General features: G+C 70.3%; 21 protein-coding genes and 1 riboswitch. Of the genes, 11 read left to right on the forward strand and 10 right to left on the reverse strand.

The features are described 5' to 3' along the window. The first annotated feature begins 158 nt into the window (after nt 1–158). The 3 genes from JHN63_RS07315 to JHN63_RS07325 all read left to right on the forward strand — a co-directional run bounded on the left by JHN63_RS07315 (nt 159) and on the right by JHN63_RS07325 (nt 2,538). Nucleotides 159–1,097, forward strand: a complete 939-nt coding sequence (locus JHN63_RS07315) for a 2,3-dihydroxyphenylpropionate 1,2-dioxygenase (RefSeq protein ID WP_200678084.1) — start codon at nt 159–161, stop codon at nt 1,095–1,097. 123 nt (nt 1,098–1,220) lie between these two features. Next, entirely contained in the window at nt 1,221–1,679 is a 459-nt protein-coding gene (locus JHN63_RS07320; protein WP_200678086.1) for a cupin domain-containing protein, read from the forward strand. Nucleotides 1,680–1,716: 37 nt separating this feature from the next. Then, nucleotides 1,717–2,538 (forward strand): alpha/beta fold hydrolase, encoded by an 822-nt coding sequence (locus tag JHN63_RS07325; RefSeq protein WP_200678088.1) that lies wholly within the window; start codon nt 1,717–1,719, stop codon nt 2,536–2,538. 160 nt (nt 2,539–2,698) lie between these two features. Here JHN63_RS07325 and JHN63_RS07330 read toward each other — a convergent pair whose 3' ends face one another. Further along, nucleotides 2,699–4,735, reverse strand: a complete 2,037-nt coding sequence (locus JHN63_RS07330) for a family 2A encapsulin nanocompartment cargo protein cysteine desulfurase (protein WP_267953723.1) — start codon at nt 4,733–4,735, stop codon at nt 2,699–2,701. 2 nt (nt 4,736–4,737) lie between these two features. Continuing rightward, nucleotides 4,738–5,676, reverse strand: a complete 939-nt coding sequence (locus tag JHN63_RS07335) for a family 2A encapsulin nanocompartment shell protein (RefSeq protein ID WP_200678090.1) — start codon at nt 5,674–5,676, stop codon at nt 4,738–4,740. Nucleotides 5,677–5,861: 185 nt separating this feature from the next. On the opposite strand from JHN63_RS07335, the gene JHN63_RS07340 reads away from it, so the two are divergent. Beyond that, complete coding sequence (locus JHN63_RS07340; RefSeq protein ID WP_200678092.1) at nt 5,862–6,764, forward strand: LysR family transcriptional regulator; 903 nt, start codon at nt 5,862–5,864, stop codon at nt 6,762–6,764. A gap of 15 nt (nt 6,765–6,779) precedes the next feature. On the opposite strand, the gene JHN63_RS07345 is transcribed toward JHN63_RS07340, so the two are convergent. The 4 genes from JHN63_RS07345 to JHN63_RS07360 all read right to left on the reverse strand — a co-directional run bounded on the left by JHN63_RS07345 (nt 6,780) and on the right by JHN63_RS07360 (nt 10,272). Beyond that, nucleotides 6,780–7,487 (reverse strand): dipeptide/oligopeptide/nickel ABC transporter ATP-binding protein, encoded by a 708-nt coding sequence (locus JHN63_RS07345; protein ID WP_234476257.1) that lies wholly within the window; start codon nt 7,485–7,487, stop codon nt 6,780–6,782. Continuing rightward, on the reverse strand, nt 7,484–7,840 hold the full coding sequence (locus JHN63_RS07350) for a hypothetical protein (RefSeq protein ID WP_234476258.1): 357 nt from the start codon (nt 7,838–7,840) through the stop codon (nt 7,484–7,486). The genes JHN63_RS07345 and JHN63_RS07350 overlap by 4 nt, the downstream gene beginning before the upstream one ends. 90 nt (nt 7,841–7,930) lie before the next feature. Then, complete coding sequence (locus tag JHN63_RS07355; RefSeq protein ID WP_200678093.1) at nt 7,931–9,247, reverse strand: O-acetylhomoserine aminocarboxypropyltransferase/cysteine synthase family protein; 1,317 nt, start codon at nt 9,245–9,247, stop codon at nt 7,931–7,933. Next, entirely contained in the window at nt 9,244–10,272 is a 1,029-nt protein-coding gene (locus JHN63_RS07360) for an isopenicillin N synthase family oxygenase (RefSeq protein ID WP_200678094.1), read from the reverse strand. The genes JHN63_RS07355 and JHN63_RS07360 overlap by 4 nt, the downstream gene beginning before the upstream one ends. Nucleotides 10,273–10,631: 359 nt before the next feature. Beyond that, nucleotides 10,632–10,745: riboswitch (SAM riboswitch) on the forward strand. A 19-nt stretch (nt 10,746–10,764) separates the two neighbouring features. On the opposite strand from JHN63_RS07360, the gene JHN63_RS54590 reads away from it, so the two are divergent. The 7 genes from JHN63_RS54590 to JHN63_RS07390 all read left to right on the forward strand — a co-directional run bounded on the left by JHN63_RS54590 (nt 10,765) and on the right by JHN63_RS07390 (nt 19,340). Next, nucleotides 10,765–10,905 carry a putative leader peptide gene (locus JHN63_RS54590; protein WP_374222900.1) on the forward strand — a complete coding sequence of 47 codons (141 nt, stop codon included), beginning with the start codon at nt 10,765–10,767 and terminating at the stop codon, nt 10,903–10,905. Between the two features lie 240 nt (nt 10,906–11,145). Beyond that, nucleotides 11,146–12,765, forward strand: a complete 1,620-nt coding sequence (locus JHN63_RS07365; protein WP_200678095.1) for an ABC transporter substrate-binding protein — start codon at nt 11,146–11,148, stop codon at nt 12,763–12,765. A gap of 3 nt (nt 12,766–12,768) precedes the next feature. Further along, nucleotides 12,769–13,728: an ABC transporter permease gene (locus JHN63_RS07370; protein ID WP_200678096.1), complete on the forward strand. Its 960-nt coding sequence runs from the start codon at nt 12,769–12,771 to the stop codon at nt 13,726–13,728. Further along, entirely contained in the window at nt 13,725–14,660 is a 936-nt protein-coding gene (locus JHN63_RS07375; protein WP_200678097.1) for an ABC transporter permease, read from the forward strand. The genes JHN63_RS07370 and JHN63_RS07375 overlap by 4 nt, the downstream gene beginning before the upstream one ends. Continuing rightward, complete coding sequence (locus JHN63_RS07380) at nt 14,657–16,381, forward strand: dipeptide ABC transporter ATP-binding protein (protein ID WP_374222901.1); 1,725 nt, start codon at nt 14,657–14,659, stop codon at nt 16,379–16,381. The genes JHN63_RS07375 and JHN63_RS07380 overlap by 4 nt, the downstream gene beginning before the upstream one ends. Continuing rightward, a complete protein-coding gene (locus tag JHN63_RS07385) occupies nt 16,378–17,391 on the forward strand; it encodes an LLM class flavin-dependent oxidoreductase (protein ID WP_200678100.1) in 1,014 nt (337 codons plus the stop codon). Before JHN63_RS07380 ends, JHN63_RS07385 begins: the two co-directional genes overlap by 4 nt. Continuing rightward, on the forward strand, nt 17,388–19,340 hold the full coding sequence (locus tag JHN63_RS07390) for an alpha/beta hydrolase domain-containing protein (protein WP_200678102.1): 1,953 nt from the start codon (nt 17,388–17,390) through the stop codon (nt 19,338–19,340). Before JHN63_RS07385 ends, JHN63_RS07390 begins: the two co-directional genes overlap by 4 nt. A gap of 32 nt (nt 19,341–19,372) precedes the next feature. On the opposite strand, the gene JHN63_RS07395 is transcribed toward JHN63_RS07390, so the two are convergent. The 4 genes from JHN63_RS07395 to JHN63_RS07410 form a co-directional block, all read right to left on the reverse strand. Beyond that, nucleotides 19,373–20,908: an alpha-N-arabinofuranosidase gene (locus JHN63_RS07395; RefSeq protein WP_200678104.1), complete on the reverse strand. Its 1,536-nt coding sequence runs from the start codon at nt 20,906–20,908 to the stop codon at nt 19,373–19,375. Between the two features lie 44 nt (nt 20,909–20,952). Continuing rightward, nucleotides 20,953–22,458 (reverse strand): alpha-L-arabinofuranosidase C-terminal domain-containing protein, encoded by a 1,506-nt coding sequence (locus JHN63_RS07400; RefSeq protein WP_307781841.1) that lies wholly within the window; start codon nt 22,456–22,458, stop codon nt 20,953–20,955. A 71-nt stretch (nt 22,459–22,529) separates the two neighbouring features. Beyond that, nucleotides 22,530–23,414 carry a carbohydrate ABC transporter permease gene (locus JHN63_RS07405; protein WP_200678107.1) on the reverse strand — a complete coding sequence of 295 codons (885 nt, stop codon included), beginning with the start codon at nt 23,412–23,414 and terminating at the stop codon, nt 22,530–22,532. Nucleotides 23,415–23,418: 4 nt separating this feature from the next. Next, a complete protein-coding gene (locus JHN63_RS07410) occupies nt 23,419–24,384 on the reverse strand; it encodes a carbohydrate ABC transporter permease (protein WP_234476259.1) in 966 nt (321 codons plus the stop codon). Nucleotides 24,385–24,389 lie beyond the last annotated feature (5 nt).

The following is a 24,389-nucleotide window of genomic DNA, read 5'->3' on the forward strand; positions in this document are numbered from 1 at the left end:
GCGGGGCGTGTCCCTGAAGCCGATCAGACGGCCTCGGCCCGGCAGGGCCGGCGGAACTCATACAGGCCGTTGAACGGCTCGCGAGACAGGCCGTGCACCCGCCGGGACCGAGAGGTCACAGCCCTACCGAAGAGGGCTGCAGAAGGGATGGTCCTCCAATGAGCGAGATCCTCGGCCTGGTCGCCCTGTCCCACTCCCCGTTCGCCACGCTGCTTCCGCCCGACGGCCCCGAACAGCCCGGCGGCCGGTTCCTCGCCGAGGCGGCCCGGCTCTCCGAGGCGGTGGCGCGGCTCGCGCCCGACGCGGTCGTGGTCATCGGCCCCGACCACTTCCACGGGAACTTCTACGACGCGATGCCGCCGTTCCTCATCGGCGTCGAACACGCCGTGGGATTCGGCGACTTCGGCAGCCGGTCGGGCCCCCTGCCCGTCGCAGGCGAACTGGCCTGGGCCCTGCACGACGGGCTCACCGGCGCGGGCTTCGACCTCTCGTTGTCGTACGCACTGACCGTCGACCACGGACTCGTGCAGAGTTACGAGATGGTGTGCGGCGTCGGCACGGACATCCCGTTGGTGCCGCTCGTGGTGAACACCGCGGCTCCCCCGCTGCCGACCATGGACCGCTGCATCGCCTTCGGCCGGGCGCTCGGCGACGCCCTTCGCGGCGCCGGCGGTACCGGCCGGGTCCTGGTCATCGCGAGCGGCGGGCTCTCCCACTGGTTGCCCACCAACGACCCGCGGGACCCGGCGATGGCCGAAGCCCGCCGACACGCGGTGATCCACGGGCGCGAGGCCCTCCGCGCCTTCGCGGTCGAGCGCGAGGACCGGGTGCGGGCGATGGGCGGCGATCCGTACGCCCATGTCAACGGCGCCTGGGACCGCTGGTTCCTCAAGCAGTTGGGGACCGGGGAGTCCGGGCCGATCGCGGCCCTCGGCGACGCGGGTCTGGAGGAACGGGCGGGCAGCGGCGGCCACGAGATCCGCACCTGGCTGATCGGGCACGCGGCGGTACGGGCACCGCTGGTGTGGACCGCGTACGAACCGGTCCCGGAATGGATCACCGGCATGGGCCTCGGCGCGACCTTCGAGGTCCACTGACCAGACAATTCAGGACGGTTGACTCTCTTCATGAGAGTTAACTTGCACGAAGAGCCCCGATCGCCTACCTTCGTGAGAGTCAACCCCAGCAAAGACAGCAACCTCTCCCCTCTGAAGGTTCAGATGACGGACGTCTCAGTGGTCGGCCCGGACAACGGTGAGTCGATCCAGCTCGGCCCGACCAGGATGCGGATCCTCGAGGACGGCAGCACGACCGGGCATCGCCTGGGCATCGGCGAGATCACCCTGGCCCCGCACACCGACGGTCCGCCGCAGCACCGCCACGCCCGGCACGACGAGGGCTTCTACGTCGTGTCCGGCGCGGCCCGGTTCACCGTGGGCGAGACCGTGCACGACGCGCCCGCCGGAACGTTGGTCATGATCCCGCCCGGCGCCCCGCACACGTTCGCCAACCCGACCGACGGCACCACGGTCCTGCTCAACACCTTCACCCCGGACCTGTATGTCAACTACTTCCGGGACCTGCGCGACATGATCGCCGACGGCAGCCCGCTCACCCCCGAAGCGACGATCGAGGCGATGAGCCGGTACTCCACCGAACCGGCCACCGACTTCGCGTGAACACCCGCACCTGCCCGCGTATGTGAAGGAGAAGGCCATGGCAAGCACCACTCAGTACACCCTCGGCGTCGACGGAGTCGGCCCGGTCGAGGTGTCGGTGGTCGCATACGGGTCCGGGCGACCGTTCCTGCTGCTGCACGGCGGCGCAGGACCGCAGTCGGTGACGGGGTTCGCCGAGAGGCTCACCGCCGCTCACGACGTCCAGGTGCTGGTCCCGACCCACCCGGGCTTCGGCGGCACGGTACGACCCGAGGCACTGACCTCCGTGTCCGGCCTCGCCGCGCTCTACGACGCGCTGCTCGACCGGCTGGACCTGACGGACGTGACCGTCGTCGGCAATTCGATCGGCGGCTGGATCACCGCCGAGATCGCCCTGCTGAAGTCGCCGCGCGTCAGCGGCGTCGTGCTGATCGACGCGGTCGGGATCGAGGTACCCGGCCATCCGGTGGCCGACTTCTTCGCCCTGACCATGGATCAGGTCTTCGACCTCAGCTTCCACCATCCTGCCCCCTTCCGCGTCGACCCCACGACCCTGCCGCCCGCGGCGCAGGCCGTCGTCGCGGGCAACCGGGCCGCGATCGCCGTGTACGCGGGCTCCGCCATGGCCGATGCCACCCTCGTCGGGCGGCTCGGCTCCCTGGATGTCCCCACCCTCGTCCTGTGGGGCGAGAGCGACGGGATCGTCGACGTCGACTACGGGCGTGCCTACGCCGCCGCGATCCCCGCGGCCCGCTTCCAATCGCTCCCCGAGACCGGCCACTCCCCGCAGCTGGAGACCCCCGACCAGGTCGTCGACGCGATCCGGGACAGCGCCGACCTGGGCTTCCAGCTCGACGAACTCCCGGTCATCCGGCCGTAGTTGGCGACCGGGGCGACATCCACGCCACAGCCCGAGGACGCGTAGCCCGGCGACCGCGACGAGGGGCCGCCGACCCCGCCGTGCCTCTCGGAGCGACTTCGTGCCGGTACGACGGAGACCTCGGGGGTCGCCGCCGTACCGGTTCAAGGAGGTGTGCGGACTAGCGGCGTCCGCCGCGGCGGTCCGCGAGCCGGTGGACCGCCGCGATCAGCGTGTCCACCTCTCCATGTGTGTTGTAGAAGGCGAACGACGGCCGGACGGTGGCCTCGAGCCCGTACCGGCGCAGGATCGGCTGTGCGCAGTGGTGGCCCGAACGCACCGCGATGCCTTCCTCGTTGAGCGCGGTGCCGACCTCGGCCGGTTCGTACCCGTCCAGGACGAACGACACGATGCTCGCCTTGTTCGGAGCCGTGCCGACCAGCCGGAGCCCGGGCACACCGCGCAGACCTTCGGTGGCGTGCTCGACCAGGGTGTGCTCGTACGCGGCGATGTTCGGCAGACCGAGGCGCTCGACGTAGTCGATGGCCGCGGCCAGTCCCACCGCGTCGGCGATGTTGCCGGTACCGGCCTCGAAACGGCCCGGCGGCGGCTGGAAGGTGGACTTCTCGAAGGTGACGTCGGTGATCATGTTGCCGCCGCCCTCCCACGGAGGCATGTCCTCCAGGACCTCCCGTTTGCCGTAGAGCACGCCGATCCCGGTCGGCCCGAACAGCTTGTGCCCGGAGAAGACCAGGAAGTCCGCGTCCAGCGCCCTGACGTCGATCGGCAGGTGCGGGACCGACTGCGCCGCGTCGACCAGGACGCGTGCCCCGGCCCGGTGCCCGATCTGGATGATCTGCTCGACCGGCACGATCGTGCCGAGCGCGTTCGACATCTGGGTGACCGCGACGAGCTTGGTCCGCTCCGACAGGAGCGCGGTGTACTCGTCGAGCAGCAACTGGCCGCAGTCGTCGACCGGGATCACCTTGATCACCGCACCGGTCTGCTCCGCCAGCATCTGCCAGGGCACGATGTTGGCGTGGTGCTCCAGATGGGAGAGCACGATCTCGTCGCCCGCGCCGATGTTCGCGGGACCCCAGGCCTTGGCGACCAGGTTGATCGCCTCGGTGGTGCCCCGGACGAACACGATCTCCTCGGCGGAACCCCCGATGAAGCGCGCGACGGTCTTCCGGGCGCCCTCGTAGGCGTCCGTCGCCCGGGCCGCCAACTCGTGTGCCGCCCGGTGGATGTTGGAGTTCTCCCGCTTGTAGAACTCCGCCAGCCGGTCGATCACCGCCTGCGGCTTCTGCGTTGTCGCCGCGTTGTCCAGCCAGATCAGCGGACGCCCGTTGACCAACTCCGACAGGATCGGGAAGTCCCGGCGCACGGCCTGCACGTCGAACGCCGGGTGCTGGTCGACCGGCAGGCCCGACGGCGCATCGGACTCGTCCGGTTCCTGGACGAAGTAGTACGGCGCGGTCGTCGCCGTCGGTGACGCCATCTCGGGCAGGCGCGGCAGCCCCAGGTGCCCGAAGCCGGGGAGCTCCGGGGCCTGGGCGGGGTACCCGGGCGCCTCGGTGAGGAAGTAGTACGCCCCGGGGTCCGGGAAGTGGGCAGGTGCGGCCGGCGACGGGACGGGCGGTGGTCCCGGGGCCACCGGCGGGGCCGATGCCTCCGGGGTGGATGCGGCGCCGCCGGGCGCGCCCACCGTATAAGGGGCGGCCATGAACGTGGCGGGGGCGCTGGTCGGTGGCGGCCCGGACGGCGGGCTCATTCCGGCGGTCGGCGCCGGGGGCGGCGGGTCCATGGAGGGAATGCCGGTGGGGACCGGCGGAAGGGGGTCCGCGGCCGGGCTGGCGGTGGACACCGCGGGAGCGGATTCCGCGGCGGGCAAGCCAGTTGGAGGAGCGAAATCCGCCGACGGCACACCGGGCGGCTGGGCAGGGAACGGGCCGGGGGCCGGCGGACCGGCGGGCACAGCGGGGGCGGCCTGCGCGGCCGACGGCCCCGGAGGCGTCGTAGAAGAGGAATCCGCGGGCGGCAGGCCGGCGGGCGTCGGCCATTCAGGCCGGCCGTCGAAGGCCGGAGTCGGAGCCTCCGCCTCCGCCGGCTGCCCGGGGAGTGCTCGGAAGAACTCCCCGGCCATCCGGCTCAGCGTCTCCTCGTCCGGCAGCCACGCGGGGGCGGCTTCGTTACCGGTGGGTGAGGGCGTGGTCATGGTTACCGGTAACTCGGCGCGTAGTCATGGAACTTGTCCACCTCGACGTCGTCGAGCACGGCGAGCGCGTCCTCCGTGAGCACCGCGAGCGAGCAGTACAGGGAGATCAGGTAGGAGGCGATGGCGCTGCGGTCGATCTGCATGAAGCGGACCGACAGGCCCATCCCCTGCTCGCCCGAGAGGCCGGGCTGGAACAGTCCGACCACGCCCTGGCGGGACTCGCCGGTGCGCAGCAGGATGAACTTCGTCCTGCCGTTCTCCAGCGGGACCTTGTCCGAGGGGACGAGCGGCAGTCCGCGCCAGGTCAGGAACTGCGAGCCGAACATGCTCACCGTGGCCGGCGGTACGCCCCTCCGGGTGCACTCCCTGCCGAACGCGGCGATCCCCTCGGGGTGGGTGAGGAAGAAGGCTGGCTGCTTCCACACCTTCGTGATGAGGGCGTCCAGGTCGTCCGGCGTGGGCGGCCCCGTCATCGTGGAGATCCGCTGACTGTCCGCCGTGCTGGCCAGCATCCCGTACTCGGGGCTGTTGATCAGCTCGCCCTCCTGATGCTCCTTCACCGCCTCGATGGTCAGCCGCAGTTGCTGCGCCGTCTGGTTGTGGGGGCTGGAGTACAGGTCGGAGATCCGGGTGTGCAGGTCCAGGACCGTCTGGACGGCCTTGAGCCGGTACTCCCGGGGCTCCCGCTCGTAGTCGACGAAGGTGTCCGGCAGCGGGGACTCGTCGTAGTTGTCGCACTCGATGCGCACCGACTCGGGGTGAACGACCTTGTTCACCCGGTAGATGCCGGCCTCGACCGGGACCCAGGACATCAGATGCACCAGCCAGCGAGGCGTGATGGAGCTCATCTGGGGAACGGTCTTGGTGGCGTTCGCGAGGGTTCGCGCCGCGCTGTCGCTCACCGACATCGATCGCGACGGCGGATTCACAGCCGTGGTCATGCGACATCTCCTTTCCGCGCCCGGAGTCCGGGCACGCGTGACGGGTGAGATCACCGGCGGTCACCGACGGAAAGGTGTGCGGCCGAGATCTCTCGCACCCACTATCGATTCACCGTCGCAGTAGGTCCGGTAATGGTCCAATGCGTGTTTTCGAGGCTGTCATCGACGCGGTCTATGATTCGCAAATGATCGACTTGAGTCGGTTGCGGGTCCTGGTCGCCGTCGCCCGCGAGGGTTCCATCACGGCCGCCGCCGAGGCACTTCACTACGCGCAGCCGTCGGTGAGCCATCAACTCGCCAAACTGGAGGCCGAGGTCGGCATGCCGCTGTTGCAGCGGATGGGGCGCGGTATCCGGCTCACCGAGGCCGGGCGGCTGCTGGTGGACCGTGCCGAGTCGATCCTCGCGCAGGTCGAGTCGGTGCACGCCGAACTGGACGAGCTGGCGGGCCTGCGTACCGGCCGCGTCCGGCTCGCCGCCTTTCCCTCCGCGCTGGCCACCCTGGTGCCGCTTGCCGCCGCCCGTGTCTCCGACCGGTATCCCGGCATCGAGCTGACACTGCGGGAGGCCGAACCGCCGGACGCGCTGGGCGCCCTGCGCAACAACGACGTCGACGTGGCGCTGATCTTCGAGCACGGCGACCCGCCCCAGCGCGATCGCCGCGACACCACCATGACGCCGCTGCTCGACGAGCCGTTGTACGTGGTCACACCGGCGGACCGCGCGTGGGACGGCCCCCCGACCGACCTGTCCACCTATGCCGACACGCGCTGGATCGCCGGCTGCGAGCGCTGCCGCGAGCATCTCGTCGCGGCCTGCGGCCGGGCCGGCTTCTCGCCGATCGTCGAGTTCGAGACCGACGACTACGTCGCCGTACAGGCGCTGGTCGCGGCCGGCCTCGGCGTGAGCCTGCTGCCCGGCCTCACCCTCCTGGCAAACAGACACCCCGGTGTACGGCTCCACCGCATCGCCGGCATGCGCAGACAGGTCGTGGCCGCGGTCTACGGCAAGCCGCCCGCGTCCCAACCCGCGCAGGTACTCCTCGACGCACTCGCCGCGACCGTCTCGGAACCGGAGTGGCCGTCCTGACGGCACCGGCTCCGGTTACGGCCGTTCTTGCGAGCTCAGGTCGTCTCGATGACTCCCGGTCGGAGTCGCGGCTACGGAGGATCGGCGCGCGGAGGCGGCCCCGCGCAGCGTCAGGCCGTAGGCCTCCGCGAGGTCGTCCAGGAGCGCGAGGATCTGTGCGCGCACCGACACGTCGAGCGCGCTGAGGGGTTCGTCGCCGACAAGGACCTTCGGCCCCGGCGCGAGGGCGCGGGCGACGGCGATGCGCTGCCGTTGCCCGCCGGAGAACTCGTGCGGGTACCGGCCGCGCACGGACGGCTCCAGGCCTACGACGCGCAGCAGTTCGTCCACCCGGTCGTCGTGGTCGCCGGCCAGCCGCAGGCACTCCAGCGGTTCGGCCACGATGTCGCGGACGGTGGCGCGCGGGTCGAGGGGGCCCATGGGGTCCTGGAGCACCACCTGCACCTCACGCCGGAACCACGTCAACTTCCTTGGCGCGCCCGGCAGTACGACACGGTCCCGGTAGTGCACCGTCCCGGCGTCGGGCCGGTCCAGCGCCAGCAGGAGCCGGGCGAGGGTCGACTTCCCGGAGCCCGACTCCCCCACGACCCCAAGGCTGTTGCCTTTGTTCAGCTCCAACGACACTTCCGATACGGCGAGTCGGTGAGCGGCGGGTGCGCGCAGTGAGGTGCGGGGCAGCCCGAAGGTACGGCTGAGACCGTCGGCCTTGAGCAGTGTCGTCATCGAGCGACCTCCGCGGTGCCCCAGCCCGTCGCGCGCGCGGCTGCCACCAGCCCTTGTGTGTACGGGTGTTGGGGCGAACGTATGACGGTGTCGGTGGCGCCTTCCTCGACGAGCCGTCCGTCCTTGAGCACGGGGACCCGGGGGCACAGCTGGGCGACCACCGCGAGGTCGTGGCTGATGAACAGCAGGGCGGTGCCGTGCTGTTGGACCAGGTCGTCCAGGAGTCGGAGCATGTCGGCCTGGACGGTGACGTCGAGGGCGGTGGTGGGTTCGTCGGCGATGAGGAGCGCCGGGCGCTTGGCTGATCGTGCTCCTCGGGTGCGGCGAGTACTGACGGTGCGGTCTGTTTTCATACAGCGACTGCGGTGCGGCCGGCTCTCCAAGAGCGGTCGGTGCTCATACGGTGGCTGCCGTGAGGCCGGCTCTCCAAGAGCGGCTGGTGCTCATACGGCGGCTGCCCGCAGCCCGGTCTCGAGGTCGGCGATGAGGTCGTCGACGCCTTCGAGGCCCACGGAGAGTCGGACCAGGCCCGGGGTGACACCGGCCGCGGCCTGCTGGTCGGCGTCGAGTTGGGCGTGGGTGGTGGAGGCGGGGTGGATGACGAGGCTGCGGACGTCGCCGATGTTCGCGAGGTGGCTGAACAGCCGTACCCCTTCGACGAATCGGCGCCCGGCGTCCAGTCCGTCCGCGAGTTCGAAGGCGAGGACCGCTCCGGCACCGCGCGGCAGATACCGCTTGGCCTGGGTCGTCCAGGGACTGGAAGCGAGGCCCGCGTAGTGGACGCGGCTGACCTGGGGCTGCAACTCCAGCCAGGTGGCCAGGACTTGGGCGTTAGCCACATGGCGCTCGATGCGGAGGCTGAGCGTCTCCAGTCCCTGGAGGAGCAGGAAGCTGTTGAAGGGTGAGACCGCGGGTCCCAGATCCCGGACGAGCCGGGTGCGCAGGCGCAGTGCGTAGGCGAGCCCGAGGTCGGCGAAGGAGTCCCAGAACGACAGCCCGTTGTACGTCGGGTCGGGGTGGGCCAGCCCCGGCCAGCGGTCGGGGTCGGCGCCGAAGTCGAAACGTCCGCTGTCGACGACGATCCCGCCGATGCCGGTGCCGTGTCCCGACAGGAACTTGGTGGTGGAGTGCACGACGATGTCGGCGCCGTGCTCGAAGGGCCGGAGCAAGTAGGGCGTGAGCACGGTGTTGTCCACGACGAGCGGGACGCCGACCTCGTGGGCGATGCCGGCGACCGCCTCGATGTCGAGGACGTTGCCGCGCGGGTTGCCGATGGTCTCGCCGAAGAACGCCTTGGTGCCGGGGCGTACGGCCGCGTACCAGGCGCCCAGGTCGTCCGGGTCGTCGATGAAGGTCACGGCGATGCCGAAGTCGGAGAAGGTGTGTTCCAGGAGGGTGCGGGTGCCGCCGTAGAGAGAAGACGAGGCGACGATGTGGTCGCCGACGCGTGCCAGGTTCAGCAGGGCGAGGCCGGTGGCGGCCTGTCCGCTGGCCACCGCGACGGCGGCCGAGCCGCCCTCCAGAGCGGTGACGCGCTCCTCGGCCACGGCGGTGGTCGGGTTGGACAGCCGGGTGTAGGCGTGGGTGGTGAGATCGGACAGTTCGAAGGCCGCGGCGGCGTGCGCGGTGTCGCGGTAGACGTAGCTGGTGGTCTGATGGATCGGCACGGCGCGGGCGCCGGTGGTCGGGTCCGGTACGGCGCCGGCGTGCACCTGCCGGGTCTCGAACTCCCAACCGTCGTAAGGGCGTTGGTCGCTCATCGGGAGCCCTCCCGCCTCGCCACGACGTCGGACCACCAGCGGTCGGCGACCCTCGGGTGCGAGCGGAGCCAGCCGACGACGGCGTTCTCGCCGAAGGCGGCGAGCAGCGGGTTGTCGGGGTCGTCGGTGACGCCTCGGCTCAACTCCGCTAGTTCGGACGGCAGTTGCAGGGGTTTGACGACCGCGTCGAGGCGCGGGCCGAGGAAGAAGGGGATGGAGTAGCGGTCCACACCGGCCCGCGGGCTGACCACCCGGTGCCGGGTGGCCTTGAGATAGCCCTGGGTGGCGATCTCCAGCATCTCGCCGATGTTGAACACGAAGGCGTCCGGCACCGGTACGGCGTCGATCCAGCCGCCGTCCTCGCGCTGGACCTGGAGTCCGCCCACCTCGTCCTGCTGCAACAGCGCGAGATAGCCGTAGTCCTTGTGCGCGCCCACTCCCTGGTCGGCGTCCTCGGCAGGGCGCGGCGGATAGTGCACGATCTTCACGTGCACGGCCGCCTCGTCGTCGAACCACTCGTCGAAGTAGCGCTCGTCCTGGCCGAGCGCGGCCGCGAGGGCGCGCAGGACCTCGCGGCTCACCCGCAGCGCCTCCGCCTGCCAGCGCAGCACGATGTCCCTCAACTCCGGGAGTGCGGAGGGCCATTGGTTGGGGCCGACGAGCCGGAGGTAGTCGGGGTCCTCCGGTCCGGTGGGGATCGACTCGCGTTCCGGGCCGATGTCGATCTGCTCACGCCAGTCGGCGCTGCCCGCCGTGTACTCGGTTCCGGTGCGTGTGTAGCCGCGGAACTGGGGCGAGTTGAGGTTCTCGATCTCCAGTCGGCGTTCCTGCGGGAGGGCGAAGAAGGCGCGGGCCGCGTGCAGGATCTCGTCCCGGACTGATGCGGGAACGCCGTGTCCGGTGACGTAGAAGAACCCCACATCGTGGGCGGCGGACCGGAGTTCGGCCAGGAACGCGTCCCGGTCGGTGCCGGGGTCCCGGAAACCTGAGATGTCGATGACGGGGAGGACGGTGGGCTGTGCCATGGGATTCCTTCGCGGCGGCAGCAGTCCCGGACACGGCGGTGCGCGCGGCAACGGCCGCACGGGGACGGTCGGTTGACGACGGAACGGTGGGATGCGCCGAGAGCGGGCGGGGTTGGGGAGTGGGGAGATCGCGGTCGTTGACCGAAGGTCAACGACAGTTCTCGTCGAACTGGTCGGCGTGGCAGCTCACCCAGAACGGGTCGAGCAGCACCGTGTGTGCCTGGCCAGTGGTCTCCATGAGCGGATCAAAGCACACGCTCGGGGGTGCGTCCACGGCGCGTCCCGACGGGTGAGACGGCGTCTGGGACGCCCGGACCCGCCATTGACGTACGCCGAAAACGCTCCGTACGATCACGATCGGCATTGAGTGTCAGCGTCAAGCCCTGGCTCGCTGACCGGCAACCCTCCGACGCGGTGGGGTGCTCCAGGTGAAAGCCCGGCAGGATCATCGAGGATCCCTGCAAGCGCGAGGCCCTGTGGCCGGGGTCGGAGATGTGGAGGACGGTCGTGCGACACAGCAGTGACCCGAGTGCCTTCACCACTTCCCTGACGGCCGCGACCGTGTTCTCCCGGTTCTCGCGCCGCCGCCACATCGACTTGCAGCGTTCCGCCAGTTGTCTGTGTCGCGCCTGACCGCCTTGACCCCGTCCGTCTGACCTCTGTCGCGGCCTGAAGGCGTCTCCCCGCAGCCCCTCGCGGTCCCGTCCGCACGTACGGATCCGTTCCGCGGCCGCCCCGCGCACCCCCCTCCCGTCTGAACTCCCATAAAACACCGCCCCGTTGTCGGCGTCGCGCCGAACGGGGTCGCACGCCCGCGCGCAGCCGTGAGCCGCAGGGCATCACGCGCGTAGTGACACGAGTAGGAGCACCTCCGTGAGATCACATCCGGACATCCGGCCCACCCGATGGGCGGCGCTGGCCGCCCTCTTGACCACCAGCGTCCTGCTGACCGCCTGCGGTTCCGGTGGCGGCGGCTCGGACAGCGGCACCGGCCGGGCGAAGTCCGGTGGCACCCTGACCTTCGCGGTGAGTTCCGACGCCGGTTGCGTGGATCCGCAGCAGGTGGCCAGCAACGACACCATCTATTCGGTACGGCAGATCGTGGACTCCCTCACCGACCAGGACCCGGCGACCGGCAAGATCGTGCCGTGGCTGGCGAAGAGCTGGGACATCAGTTCCGACGCGACGACGTTCACCTTCCATCTGAGGTCGGGTGTCACCTTCAGCGACGGCTCCAAGCTGACCGCGCAGGTGGTCAAGGACAACTTCGACGCGGTGCCGAAGCTCGGCGCGCTGGGGACCCTCGCCGAGGGCTATCTGAGCGGCGTCAAGAGCACGACGGTGGTCGACCCGCTCACCGTCAGGGTGACCTTCCAGCAGCCCAACGCCCAGTTCCTGCAAGCCACTTCGACGCACTCGCTGGGCATCGAGTCGTCGGCGAGCGCCAAGAAGACCCCGCAGCAGAAGTGCAGCCAGGGAGTGATCGGCTCCGGGCCCTTCGTGCTGAAGCAGTACGTGCAGAACCAGTCGATCACCCTGGTCAGGCGCACCGGGTACGCCTGGGGTTCCTCGCGGTGGACCAAGAGCGGCGAGGCCTACCTGGACAAGATCGTCTTCAAGGTCGTGCCCGAGGCGGGAGTACGGGCCGGCAGCCTCCAGTCCGGGCAGGTCGACGCGATCAGCAGCGTCGGCAAGGCCAACGAGGCGGCGCTCAAGGGTGGTCCGGTCACGCTCCAGCGGCGGGCCAACCCGGGCGTGGTGTTCGGGCTGGCCTTCAACAACGCGCGGCCGGTCCTGAAGGACGCGCGGGTGCGCCAGGCCATCGGGCTCGCGGTCGACCGCAAGCAGATCGCCGACACGGTGTTCCCAACGGGTACCCAGCCCGCGACCAGCGTCCTGGCGCACACCACACCCGACTACGCGAACCTCTCCTCGGATCTGACGACCGACACGGCCAAGGCCAAGTCCCTTCTGGACACGGCTGGTTGGAAGGCCGGCAGCGACGGCATCCGGACGAAGGACGGCAAGAAGCTCAGCCTGACGGTCGACTGGATCCCCAACTCGGCCACCAACCAGCCCGCGTTGGAGCTGATCCAGCAGCAACTCAAGGCCGTCGGCGTCGGCCTGACGCTCAAGCAGCTCCAGGTCACCCAGCTCGCCCCGACACTCCAGTCGGGTGACTTCGACGCGGCGTGGAGCAACATCACCCGGGCCGACCCGGACATCCTGCGCAGTTCCTTCTCCACGAAGCTGGCGAACTTCTACCGCCTCCCGGCGGGTCCGCTGGACACCGCGCTGACCCAGCAGGCGGCCACGACGGATATCACGAAGCGTGGCCAACTGGTCGAGCAGGCCCAGCAGTTGCTCGTGGAGAACGCCTACTACGTACCGGTGGTCGAGCTCCAGACCCAGATCGGCGTGTCGAACAAGGTGCACAACCTGAACTTCGACGCCTCGAGCCGCATCCAACTGCACGACACCTGGATCGGCTGACACATGCGCCGCTATGTGATCAAACGGCTCGCGCAGGCGGTCGGGGTGCTGTGGGCCGCCTACACGGTGTCCTTCCTGGTCCTCGACTTCCTGCCCGGCGATCCGGTCACGGCGATGGCCGGTGCCGGAATGGACTCCGGTCAGGTCGATCCGGCCCAACTCGCCGCGCTGCGCCACGAGTACGGCTTCGACAAGCCGATCCTGGTGCAGTACGCCGACTATCTGGGCCGGGCGGTGCGCGGGGACTTCGGCGACTCGGTGTCCACCGGTCGGCCGGTGTCCTCGACCCTGGCCGACGCGCTGCCGCAGACCCTCCAGTTGACCGGTGCCGCACTGCTGCTCGCGGTGGTCCTCGGCGGCGGACTGGCGGTCGTTGCGACCTACACCTCGCTGCGGTGGCTACGGCAACTGCTGCTGTCGTTGCCGCCGTTGGGGGTGTCGGTGCCGACGTTCTGGGTGGGGCTGCTGCTCGTCGAGTCGTTCTCGTTCCGCCTCCACTGGTTCCCGGCGTTCGGCAACGACGGATTGCGGGGCTTGGTCCTGCCGGCCGTGACGCTGGCGATCCCGACCGGTGCGCAGGTCGCCCAGGTGCTCGCCAAGAGCCTGCTCACCGCACTGGATCAGGCCTATGTAGAGACGGCCCGTGCCAAGGGCGCGGGCCGCTGGCGGGTCCATCTGCGGCACGCCCTGCGCAACGCGTCCCTGCCCGCGCTGACCGTGGTGGGCCTGCTGGTCGGGCAGTTGATCGCCGGTTCGGTGGTCGTCGAGACGGTGTTCTCGCGTGACGGCCTGGGCCGGGTGACGGCCGCCGCGGTCACGGCCCAGGACATCCCGCTCGTGCAGGGCGTGGTGGTGTTCGGGGCGCTGATCTTCGTGGTGACGAACCTGATCGTCGACCTCGTCTATCCGCTGCTGGACCCGCGGATCGTGGTGGCCTCGGGCCGGAAGGCGGGATTCGCATGAGCCAGGATCTGATCGACGACTCCACCGGTGCCGCGCTCGGTCTCGCGGCCCTGCCGCCGCAGCCGGTCGAACCCGGAAGCGAACCCGAACCCGGGCGCCGCGTCGACCCGCGGCAGATCCTGCGGTTCCTGGTGCGCCGCCCCGGTCTGCTGCTGTCGGTCCTGATCGTCGTCCTGGTGGTGCTGGCCTCGTTCTGGCCGGGGCTGTTCACCTCACGCGATCCGCTCACCGGAGTGCCGTCGCAGAACTTCCGCGGCCCGAGCGGCGCGCACTGGTTCGGCACCGACGAACTGGGCCGTGACGTGTTCTCCCGCGTCGTCCACGGCGCCCAACTGTCCCTGAAGGCAACGCTGATCGCGGTGGCGGTCGCCTTCGTGGTCGGCAGTCTCATCGGCCTGGTCGCCGGGTTCGTCGGCCGCTGGGTCGACGACGTGCTGATGCGCTTCGTCGACGTCCTCCTGTCGATCCCCGCACTGTTCCTGTCCCTGGCGCTGGTCACCGCACTGGGCTACGGCACGGTGAAGGTGGCGGTCGCCGTCGGCATCGCCAGCGTCGCGAGCTTCGCCCGGGTGACCCGGGCGGAGGTGCTGCGGGTGCGCCAGGCGGTCTTCGTCGAGGCGTCGCGCGCGTGCGGCACGCGCTGGTACGCGGTGCTGGGCCGGCACGTCCTGCCCAACGCGGCGGGCCCGGTGATCGTCCTGGCCACCCTCGACTTCGGCTCCGCGATCCTGGCCGTGTCGGCACTGAGCTTCCTCGGCTACGGCGCCCCGCCACCGGCACCGGAGTGGGGGACGTTGATCTCCGACGGCCGCAACTACCTGGCGAACGCTTGGTGGTTGACCGCGCTGCCCGGACTGGCGATCGCGGCGACCGTGCTGGCCACCAACCGCATCGCACGGGCGCTGGACGGCGAATGGTCCAGGCAGCGATGACCGGCGAACCGACCAACACACCTGGAACGGACGAGGACTTGAGCACGACAGCGAGCACCGACCCGGTCCACCCCGAGCAAGGGCCCGCGCTGGAGATACGCGGTCTGTCGGTGTCGTACCGCACCAGGGGCGGCATCGTGCGAGCGGTGCGGGACGTCGATCTCGACGTGCGGCCGGGCGAAGTGACCGCGGTGGTCGGCGAGTCCGGGTCCGGCAAGAGCACCACCGCCCATGCCATCACCCGGCTACTGGCGCCGAACGCGGCCATCGACAGCGGCGCGATCCGCTTCGGGCGCCACGATCTCACCTCGCTGTCGGAAGCCGAACTGCGCACGGTGCGCGGCGCGCAGATCGGCCTGGTGCCCCAGGACCCGTCGGTGTCGCTCAACCCGGTCAAGCGCGTCGGCGAACAGGTCGCCGAGGTGCTGCGCATCCACGGCCTGGCGACCCGCCGCTCCGCGTCGGCGGAGGCGATCGACATCCTGGACCGGGCGGGACTGCCCGACGCGGCCACCCGCGCGCGCCAGTACCCGCACGAACTCTCCGGCGGAATGCGGCAGCGCGCCCTGATCGCGATCGCCATCGCCGCGCACCCGAAACTGATCATCGCCGACGAGCCGACCAGCGCGCTGGACGTCACCGTGCAACGCGTCATACTCGACCATCTCCAGCGCCTCACCGAGGAGTTGGGGACGGCGATCCTGCTGGTCACCCATGACCTCGGGGTCGCCGCCGACCGGGCGCAGCGCCTGGTCGTCATGTCGCAGGGGCAGGTCGTCGAGGCGGGTCCGACCCGGGACGTCCTGGACGACCCCCAACACGACTACACCCGCCGCCTGTTGGCGAGCGCACCGAGCCTGGCGACCGCCCGCACCCGTACCCCGGTCGCCGCGCCCACGCCCACCGGGACGCAGCCGCTCGTCGAACTCCGGGGCGCGGTCAAGGAGTTCAGGCTGCCCCGCGTGGACGGCGCGTCCCGGACCGTGCGCGCGGTGGACGACGTCAGCTTCACCCTCCAGCGGGGCCAGACCCTTGCACTGGTCGGCGAGTCCGGCTCGGGCAAGTCAACCACCGCCCGCTTGGTGCTCCGCCTCACCGACGCGAGTGCCGGGCAGATCCTCTTCGACGGCGCCGACGTCACCGCCGCCCGGGGCGCCCAGGCCAGACAACTGCGCCGACGGGCACAGCTCGTCTACCAGAATCCGTACGCCTCGCTCGACCCCCGCTTCTCCATCGGCGAGGTGATCACCGAACCGCTGCGCGCCTTCAAGGTCGGCGACCGTGCCTCCCGACTCGCGCGCGCCCGCGACCTGCTCGACCGGGTCGCGCTGCCGGCGTCGACGCTGGACCGTCGTCCGGCGGAACTGTCGGGTGGGCAGCGCCAACGCGTCGCGATCGCACGTGCCCTCGCCCTCTCCCCCGACCTGGTGGTGTGCGACGAACCGGTGTCCGCGCTCGACGTCTCCGTGCAGGCCCAAGTCCTCGACCTGCTCGGGGAGTTGCAGGCCGACACCGGCGTGGCGTACCTGTTCATCTCGCACGACCTGGCCGTCGTACGCCAGATCGCGCACCAGGTGGCCGTCATGCGGTCGGGCCGCATCGTCGAGACGGGCGCTCCCGAGGACCTCTTCACGCATCCCCGCCACGACTACACCCGCGAACTGCTCGCGGCGATCCCCGGCCGCCGGGACGACCACGACCTGAGGACGCAGACCGCATGACCATCACCTCCCTCGCCTTCCTCACTCCGGGCAACTTCGCCGACGACGACCCGTACACCGGCCTGGAGGAGACGCTCCAACTCTTCGAGTACGGCGAGCGGTTGGGCTATGACGGCGCCTGGATCCGGCAACGCCACCTCGAACACGGCGTCGGTTCGGCCGCGGTGTTCCTCGCCGCGGCCGGACAGCGCACCGAGCGCGTCGAGTTGGGGACCGCGGTCATCCCGATCGGCTACGAGAGCCCGTTCCGGCTGGCCGAGGACCTGGCGCTGGCCGATGTCCTGTCCCGGGGCCGACTCCAGATCGGCTTCAGCACCGGCATGCCGCACGCCGAACTCCTCGGCGACCTCGTGTACGACGGCGACTGGCGCGCCTTCGACCTGTCCTACGGCCGGGTCGCCCGCGTCGTCGACAACCTGCGCGGCGACTATCTCGGCGACCCGGACACGGTGATCCAGTCACCGGGCAACACCCAGCGACCACGGCTGCAACCGCACAACCCCGGCCTGGTGGACCGCATTTGGTACGGCGGCGGCAGTCTGCGCTCGGCCCGCTGGGCCGGTGAGAACGGCCTCAACCTGCTGTCCGGGAACATCGTCACCGGCGAGGACACCGACGACTTCACCACGGCCCAGTCGAACCTCCTCGCCGCATACCGGCGTATCCAGTCCACCGCCCGCGTCGCGATAGGCCGCGTCGTCGTGCCGTTCGACAGCGCCGACCGGGCCACCCGCATCCGGTACCAGGAGTACGCCGCGAGCCGCCACGCCCGCACCCTGGCACCCCAGGGCCCGCGGCGGACCCTGTTCGCCCCGGACGTGGTCGGCACGGCCGAGCAGATCCTGGAGCAACTGGCCGCGGACCCCGTCGTGTCGGCGGTGTCGGAGCTGCGCCTCGAGCTGCCGTACGAGTTCAGGCGGGAGGAGTACGAGCAGATCCTGCACGACGTACGCCATCTGGTCGCACCCGAACTGGGCTGGCGTCCCGCGCGGTTGGAGGCCGCGCGATGAGTGCCGTACGACTGGAGGTCCATGCCCGGGAGCCGTTCGCGGACGGTCATCGCTTCGCCGAGGGTGGGGCGTACGAGGTGCTCACCGCCACTGCTCACTACACCGTGGATCCCGAGGCGCCCGCTCACCGCTCGATCACCGACCTGGACCTCGCGCCGCGCGACAGCGACGGCGCGGTGCGTTTCAGCGGGGACGTCGAGATCCTGCGGCCGGTCGACGGCGGGCGCCGTCGGCTGTTCTTCGACTGGGGCAATCGCAGCAACAAACGGGCCGTCCAGTACTTCTGCGAGGCCCCGCACACCAACCGGCCGCGCACGCTCGCCCACGCGGGCAACGGCTATCTGCTGCGGCGCGGGTACACGGTGGTCTTCGGTGCCTGGCAGGGTGATCTGCTGCCCGGCGACGGACGGTTGCTGCTCGACCTTCCCGTCGCGACGCACGGAGCGGAGCCCGTACGCGGCCTGACCACAGCCGAGTTCATCGTCGAGGAGCCCACCACCTCCCTGCCGCTGTCGCGTTGGACGAGCACGAGGTCCTACCCCGTGAGCGCGGCGGGCGAGCGGACCGCGCGGCTCACCCGGCGGCGGTACCCGCACAGCGCACCGGAGGAAGTGCCCACGACGGCCTGGCGATTCGCCCGAGTGCAGGGCGGTGGCGGGGACTTGAGGTCGCAGGCCGTCGGTGTCGTGCCGAGCCGGAGTGACCTGTATGTCGACGGCGGACTGCGACCGGGCTGGATCTACGAACTGACCTACGAGGCCGAGGCACCGCTCGTCCTCGGCCTGGGTCTCGTCGCGGTGCGGGACCTGGTCGGCCACCTTCGCCATGACCCCACCCGCCCGGTCGGCGAGATCGACTACGCCTACGGATGGGGCCGTTCGCAGACCGGCCGGGCCATCCGTGACTTCATCCACCAGGGTTTCAACGAGGACAGCGAAGGCCGCCGGGTCTTCGACGGACTGCTGCCGCACGTCTCCGGCGCGGGCCGGCTGGACACCGGACGGTTCGCCAATCTGACGGTGCCGGGCGGGCAGCAGTACGAGGACCACCTCAACGCGGCCGACGCGTTCCCCTTCGCGTACGCCGAGACGGTGGACCATCTGACCGGCGCACGCGACGCGATCATGAAGCGCGCGAGCGACCCGAAGGTGCTGCACACGCAGACCTCCACGGAGTACTGGCAGCGCCGGGGATCGCTGGTGCACACCACAACTGACGGGCGGGACCTGGGATTTCCGCCGAACGTGCGGGGCTACCTGTGGTCGTCGAGCCAGCATGTCGCGAGCCCTGTGCCGCAGGCTCCCGGCAAGGGCATCTGCAACCACGTCGAGAACGTCGTCGCCACGTCCGCGTTGTTCCGGGGCGTTCTCGACGCGCTCGACGCATGGGTGAGCGAGGGTGTCGAACCGCCCCCGAGCGCGGTGCCCACCGTCGCCGACGGCAGTCTGGTGACGGCGGAGGAATGGTCACGGCAGTTCCCTGCGGTGCCCTCCGCGCTACGGCCGTACGGGCCCAACGAGCTGTACGCAGTGGACCGTTCGGCCGTGCCGCCGGTCGCCGACCGTTCGCGCCGGTACACGGTGCTGGTCCCGGCCGTGGACGCCGACGGCAACGAGACGGCGGGCGTACGGGCGCCGATGGTGTCCGTGCCGCTCGGTACGTACTCCGGCTGGAACACCCGTGCCCCGGGTCAAGGTCATGGCGCGCTGCACGAGTTCAGCGGGTCCACGTTCCCGTTCGCCGCCACCGAGGACGAGCGCCTGATCACCGGGGACCCGCGGCCGAGCGTGGAGAAGCGCTACGGTGACGCGGCCGGTTACGTCGCCCGGATCAGGGCGGCGGCCGAAGTCCTCGTGGAGAGGCGGCTGTTGCCCGCCGAGGACGTCGAGCGGGCGGTGAGCGCCGCCGCGGACTGGTCGGCGCCCCGTCACGACGTCGAGTTGCCCTGACCGTGGTGTCGCGGCACCTCCCGAGCCCTTGGTCACTCCGGCAGCAGGCGGATCATGTTCCAGGAGAGAGGCTCCAGTTCGCAGCGGAGCACCTTGCCGTCGATGGTGGTGGCCGTGGCCCGATGCGGGACGACCCGGTCGGGTTCGGCCAGGGTGTTGCGGGCGTCCGGGTCCGCGTCCGACAGCACGCTGTGCTCGGCCACCCGGGTCACGGCGGTGCCGTGCAGGGCGACCTCCAGCGGCAGTGATCGGGTCTGGCTGCGGTTGACCGCGAACACGGTCACGGCCCCACTCGATTCGTCCAGCACCGCCGTGGCGTGCAGCAGCGGCACGTCTCCGTACTTGGCGGTCGTCTGCGCCGGGCCCTGCGGATCGACCCGCAGCACCCGACCACGGCCGTGTCGAGACGCCTGCGCGAACGGGAAGAACGTGGTCTGCCGCCAGGCCGCCCCGCCCGGTTCGGTCATGATCGGGGCGATCACGTTGACCAGTTGTGCCAGGCAGGCCACCGAGACGCGGTCGGCGTGGCGCAGCAGAGCGATCAGCATCGAGCCGAGGACGACCGCGTCGGTGACCGAGTAGCTGTCCTCCAACTGCCGTGGTGCTTCGGGCCAGTTGGGCAGGTTCTCGGCGAAGTCCCGCTGGAAGCGGGACATGTACCAGACGTTCCACTCGTCGAAGGAGATGTTGATCCTCTTCGTGGACTTCAGTCGGGCGCCCACATGGTCGCAGGTGGCCACCACGTTCTCGATGAACGCCTCCATGTCCACCGCCGAGGCGAGGAAGGAGTCGCGATCGCCGTCGCTCTCCTCGTAGTAGGCGTGCATGGAGATGTAGTCCACGAGGTCGTAGGTGTGCTCCAGGACGGTCGACTCCCACGCGCCGAACGTCGGCATGCTCTGGCTGGAGCTGCCGCAGGCGACCAGTTGCACGTCCTTGTCGATCATGCGCATCGCGCGGGCGGTGGCGGCGGCCAGCTTGCCGTAGTCCTCGGCGCTCTTGTGGCCGATCTGCCAGGGGCCGTCCATCTCATTGCCCAGGCACCAGAGCCTGATCCCGAACGGCGCCTTGTCGCCGTGTGCCGCGCGCAGGTCGGACAGCGCGGTGCCGGAGGGGTGGTTGGCGTACTCCTGGAGTTCGATGGCCTCCGCCACGCCGCGGGTGCCGAGGTTGACGGCCATCATCGGTTCGCCGTCGTGGCCCAGCTTGCGCAGGAAGCCCATGAACTCCGACAGTCCGAAGGCGTTGGTCTCGGTCGTGCGCCAGGCGAGGTCGAGCCGGCGCGGTCGTTGTTCCACCGGTCCGACGCTGTCCTCCCACTTGTAGCCCGAGACGAAGTTGCCGCCCGGGTAGCGGATCGTGGTCACTCCCAGTTCGCGGATCAGGTCGAGGACGTCGGCGCGCAGGCCTGCCTCGTCGGCGGTGGGATGGCCCGGTTCGTAGATGCCGGTGTACACGCAGCGCCCCAGGTGTTCCACGAAGGAGCCGAACAGGCGCGGGTCCACGTCGCCGACGGTGAACGCGGGGTCGAGCGTGAGACGGGCGGGGGCGGTGGGCGGTCGGGACATGGCGGCCTTTCGTGCACGGGCGAGTCAGACGGCTGGGGGTGGGATCAGGTTCGGGCCACGGCCTCGGCGAGGGTCCAGGACTCGGGTGGCAGGAGCAGGGTCGAGACACGTTCGCCGGGGTGGATCTGCTGGAGGGGTTCCAGTGCGAGGTCTCGGTCCTCGCGGGGGTCGGCCGCGGTGAGGGTGTGCACGGACTTGATGTCGAAGGCGCCGAACGCCGCGTGGTCGATGGTGAGTTCGACCGGTTCGCTGCCCCGGTTGGTGACGAAGACCGCCGCCTGGCCGCTCTCGGGGGCGTGCGTGACGGCGGTCGCCACCTGCGGGACGGCGCCGTGGGTGAGGGTCTCGAACCGGGGCGCGGAGAGCCGGGTGCGCAGGGCGTGGCCGCGGGCGGCGTGCGCGGCGGCGGCGAACGGATGGAAGATCGGCTGTTTGCTCGCTCCGCCACCGGGCTCGGTGAGGATCGGCGCGCTGACGTTGACGAGGAGGGAGAGGCAGCCGATCTTGACGCGGTCGGCGTGGTTGAGGATGCCGATGATCAGGTCGCCGAGGACGACGGCGTCCAGGGCCCGGTAGGGGTCTTCGGTGATCCGGGGCGCGTGGCTGATCTCGTGGTTCTGGCCCTCGCCGACGGGTGAGGAGGTGGCGGCCGACGACCACACGTTCCACTCGTCCAGCGAGATCATCATCCGGCGCGCGGAGCCCAGCCTGGCGCTGACGGCGTCGCAGGTGTGGGTGACGTCCGTGATGAAGCGTTCCAGGCGCTGCCCGGAGGCGAGGTAGTCGCGGCGGTCGGCGGTGCCGTCGTAGTAGGCGTGCATGGAGATGTAGTCGGCGACGTCCAGGGTGAGTTCGGCCACCGTCGCCTCCCAGGCGCCGAAGGTCGGCATGTGCCGGAACGAGGAGCCGCAGGCGACCAGTTCGATGTCGGGGTCGACCAGCCGCATGGCCTTGCCGGCCTCGGCGGCGCGGCGGCCGTACTCGGCGGCCGTGGTGTGGCCGATCTGCCAGGGGCCGTCCATCTCGTTGCCCAGGCACCAGGTCCGTACGGCGTGCGGGGCGGGGTGTCCGTTGGCGGCGCGCTCGCGGGCGAGGGTGGTGCCGTCGGGGAGGTTGCAGTACTCGACCAGTTCGGCGGCCTCCTTCGGTCCGGCCGTGCCGAGGTTGACGGCCATCATGGGTTCGATGCCGTTTCTGCGCGCCCAGGGCAGGAACTCGTCTATGCCGACGAGGTTGGGCTCCAGGGAGCGCCAGGCGAGGTCGAGGCGGGTCGGGCGGTCGGCGGTCGGGCCGATGCCGTCGCGCCAGTCGTAGCCGGACACGAAGTTGCCGCCCGGGTAACGCACGACACTGACGCCCAGTTCACGGATCAGCGCGGTGACATCGCCTCGGAAGCCGCCTTGGTCGGCGGTGGGATGGCCGGGTTCGTAGAGTCCCGAGTAGACGCAGCGGCCCATGTGCTCCACGAAGCTGCCGAAGACCCGCGGATCGATCTCGCCGATGTCGAACAGGGGGTGGATGGTGAGGTGGGCCTGCTGCGGTGTGGTCACGTTCGGAGCCATTCCTTCGGCGGTGGGAGGGCGGGCAGGGGACGGTCGCGACGACGAGCGCGCGGGCGCGGTCAGCGACTGCTGCCGGCGAGCAGGCCACGGATGAAGTGGCGCTGGAGGAACACGAAGAGCAGCACGGTCGGGATGGTCGCGAAGGTGCAGGCGGCCATCAGCTGGCCCCACATGTCGGCGCTGCTGACGCCGGCCTGCGCACCGCTGACGTTCGCGGACAGGCCCGCGAGGAGGACGGCGAGGGTCTCGTGCTGCTGGTCGTTGATGGCGACGATCGGCCAGACCAGGTCGTTGTAGATGGTGAACAGCGACAGGACGGCCAGGGCCGCGAGGGCGGGCCGCAGCACGGGGACCACCACCGACCAGAAGGCGCGCAACGGTCCGCAGCCGTCGATCCGCGCGGCGTCCAGGAGTTCGTCGGGGATCTCGCTGATGGTCTGCCGCATCCAGAACACGCTGAACGCGTCGACCGCGCCGGGCAGGATCAGCGCCTGGTAGGAGTTGATCCAGTTGAGCTGGCTCATCTCCAGCAGCAGCGGGATGATCAGGACCAGCGTCGGCATCATCAGGGTGAGCAGCACCAGCCCGAACAGCGCGTTCTTGAACGGGAAGTCGAACTTCGCGAACCCGTAGCCGGCCAGCGGGCTGAAGACGAGCAGCAGGCCGCCCTTGCCCACGACGACGATGCCGGTGTTGAGCAGGGCGCGCATGATCGGCGTGTTGTCGAACATGCCGGTCCAGTTGCGCCAGGTCGCCGTGGCGGGATCGAAGCCGAGGGGGTCGTTGAGGATGCTCGTGCCGGGTTTGAAGGAGGAGCCGACCATCCAGACGATCGGGAGCAGGAAGGCGATCGCGGCGAGCAGCATGCAGGTGTAGCCGAGCACGGTCCGGACGGGCCGCCAGGGAGATCCGGCGGCGGGGGCGGTGAGTGGGGCGGTGGTCATCGGCTCAGTCCTCCCGGGAGCGCAGGACGCGGACCGCGACCAGGGACAGCAGGAGGACGAGGATCACCAGGAGGAAGGAGTTCGCCGCGCCCGTGCCGAGGTCGGAGGCCGAGATGTGGTGGTAGAGGTACAGGCCCGAGGTGGTCGAGGAGTTGTACGGACCACCCTTGGTGATCATGAACGGCTCCAGGAACATCTGGGAGACGCCGAGGGTGGAGATGACCAGGAAGAAGCTGACGGAGCGGCGTACCAGCGGGAGCGTGACGGAGAAGAAGGTGCGCATCGGCCCGGCTCCGTCGAGGGCCGACGCCTCGTACACCTCGGGCGGGATGCCCTGGACCGCGGCCAGCATGATGATCAGGGCGAAGCCGCTGGTCTTCCAGAGGACGAAGAGCGCGATGGCCGGCTTCGCCCAGGCGGTCGTGGTCAGCCAGCCGATCTGCGGTCCGCCGAGTGCGCCGAGCACCCGGTTCAGCAGGCCGAAGTGGTCGTCGAAGATCAGGATGAAGGCCTGTGCCATCGCTGCCAGGGGTGTCACGTAGGGCAGGATCACGACGGTGCGCAGTGCCTTCTTGAACCTCAGCCGGGAGCGGGTCAGGAGGCTGGCGACCGCGACCGCGCCGAGGGTCTGGGCGGGCACGATCAGCAGCCACATCAGCCCGGTGTTGCCGAGCGAGTCCCAGAAGCCGGGGTCGCTCAGCAGGTAGGTGTAGTTCGACCAGCCCACCCAGCGCAGGGCGCCCGCGCCGTGCCAGTTGCTGAAGCTGAGCTCCAGGGCGTAGCCGAGGGGGTAGGCCGTGAACGCGGCGAAGAGCAGCAGGAACGGCGCGACCAGGCCGAGCCCCCACCAGCCCTCGCGCCGGGCCCGGACCGAGCCGGGGCGCCGGACCGGAGGCCGCCGGGTCGGGCGGGGCGCCGGGTCCTGCTCACCGGTCCGCGGCGCCCGTGTGTTCCAGGTCAGGTTCGTCATGCCTG

The sequence above is a fragment of the Streptomyces sp. MBT65 genome, assembly GCF_016612545.1.
In the GTDB taxonomy this organism is placed as follows: Bacteria; Actinomycetota; Actinomycetes; order Streptomycetales; family Streptomycetaceae; genus Streptomyces.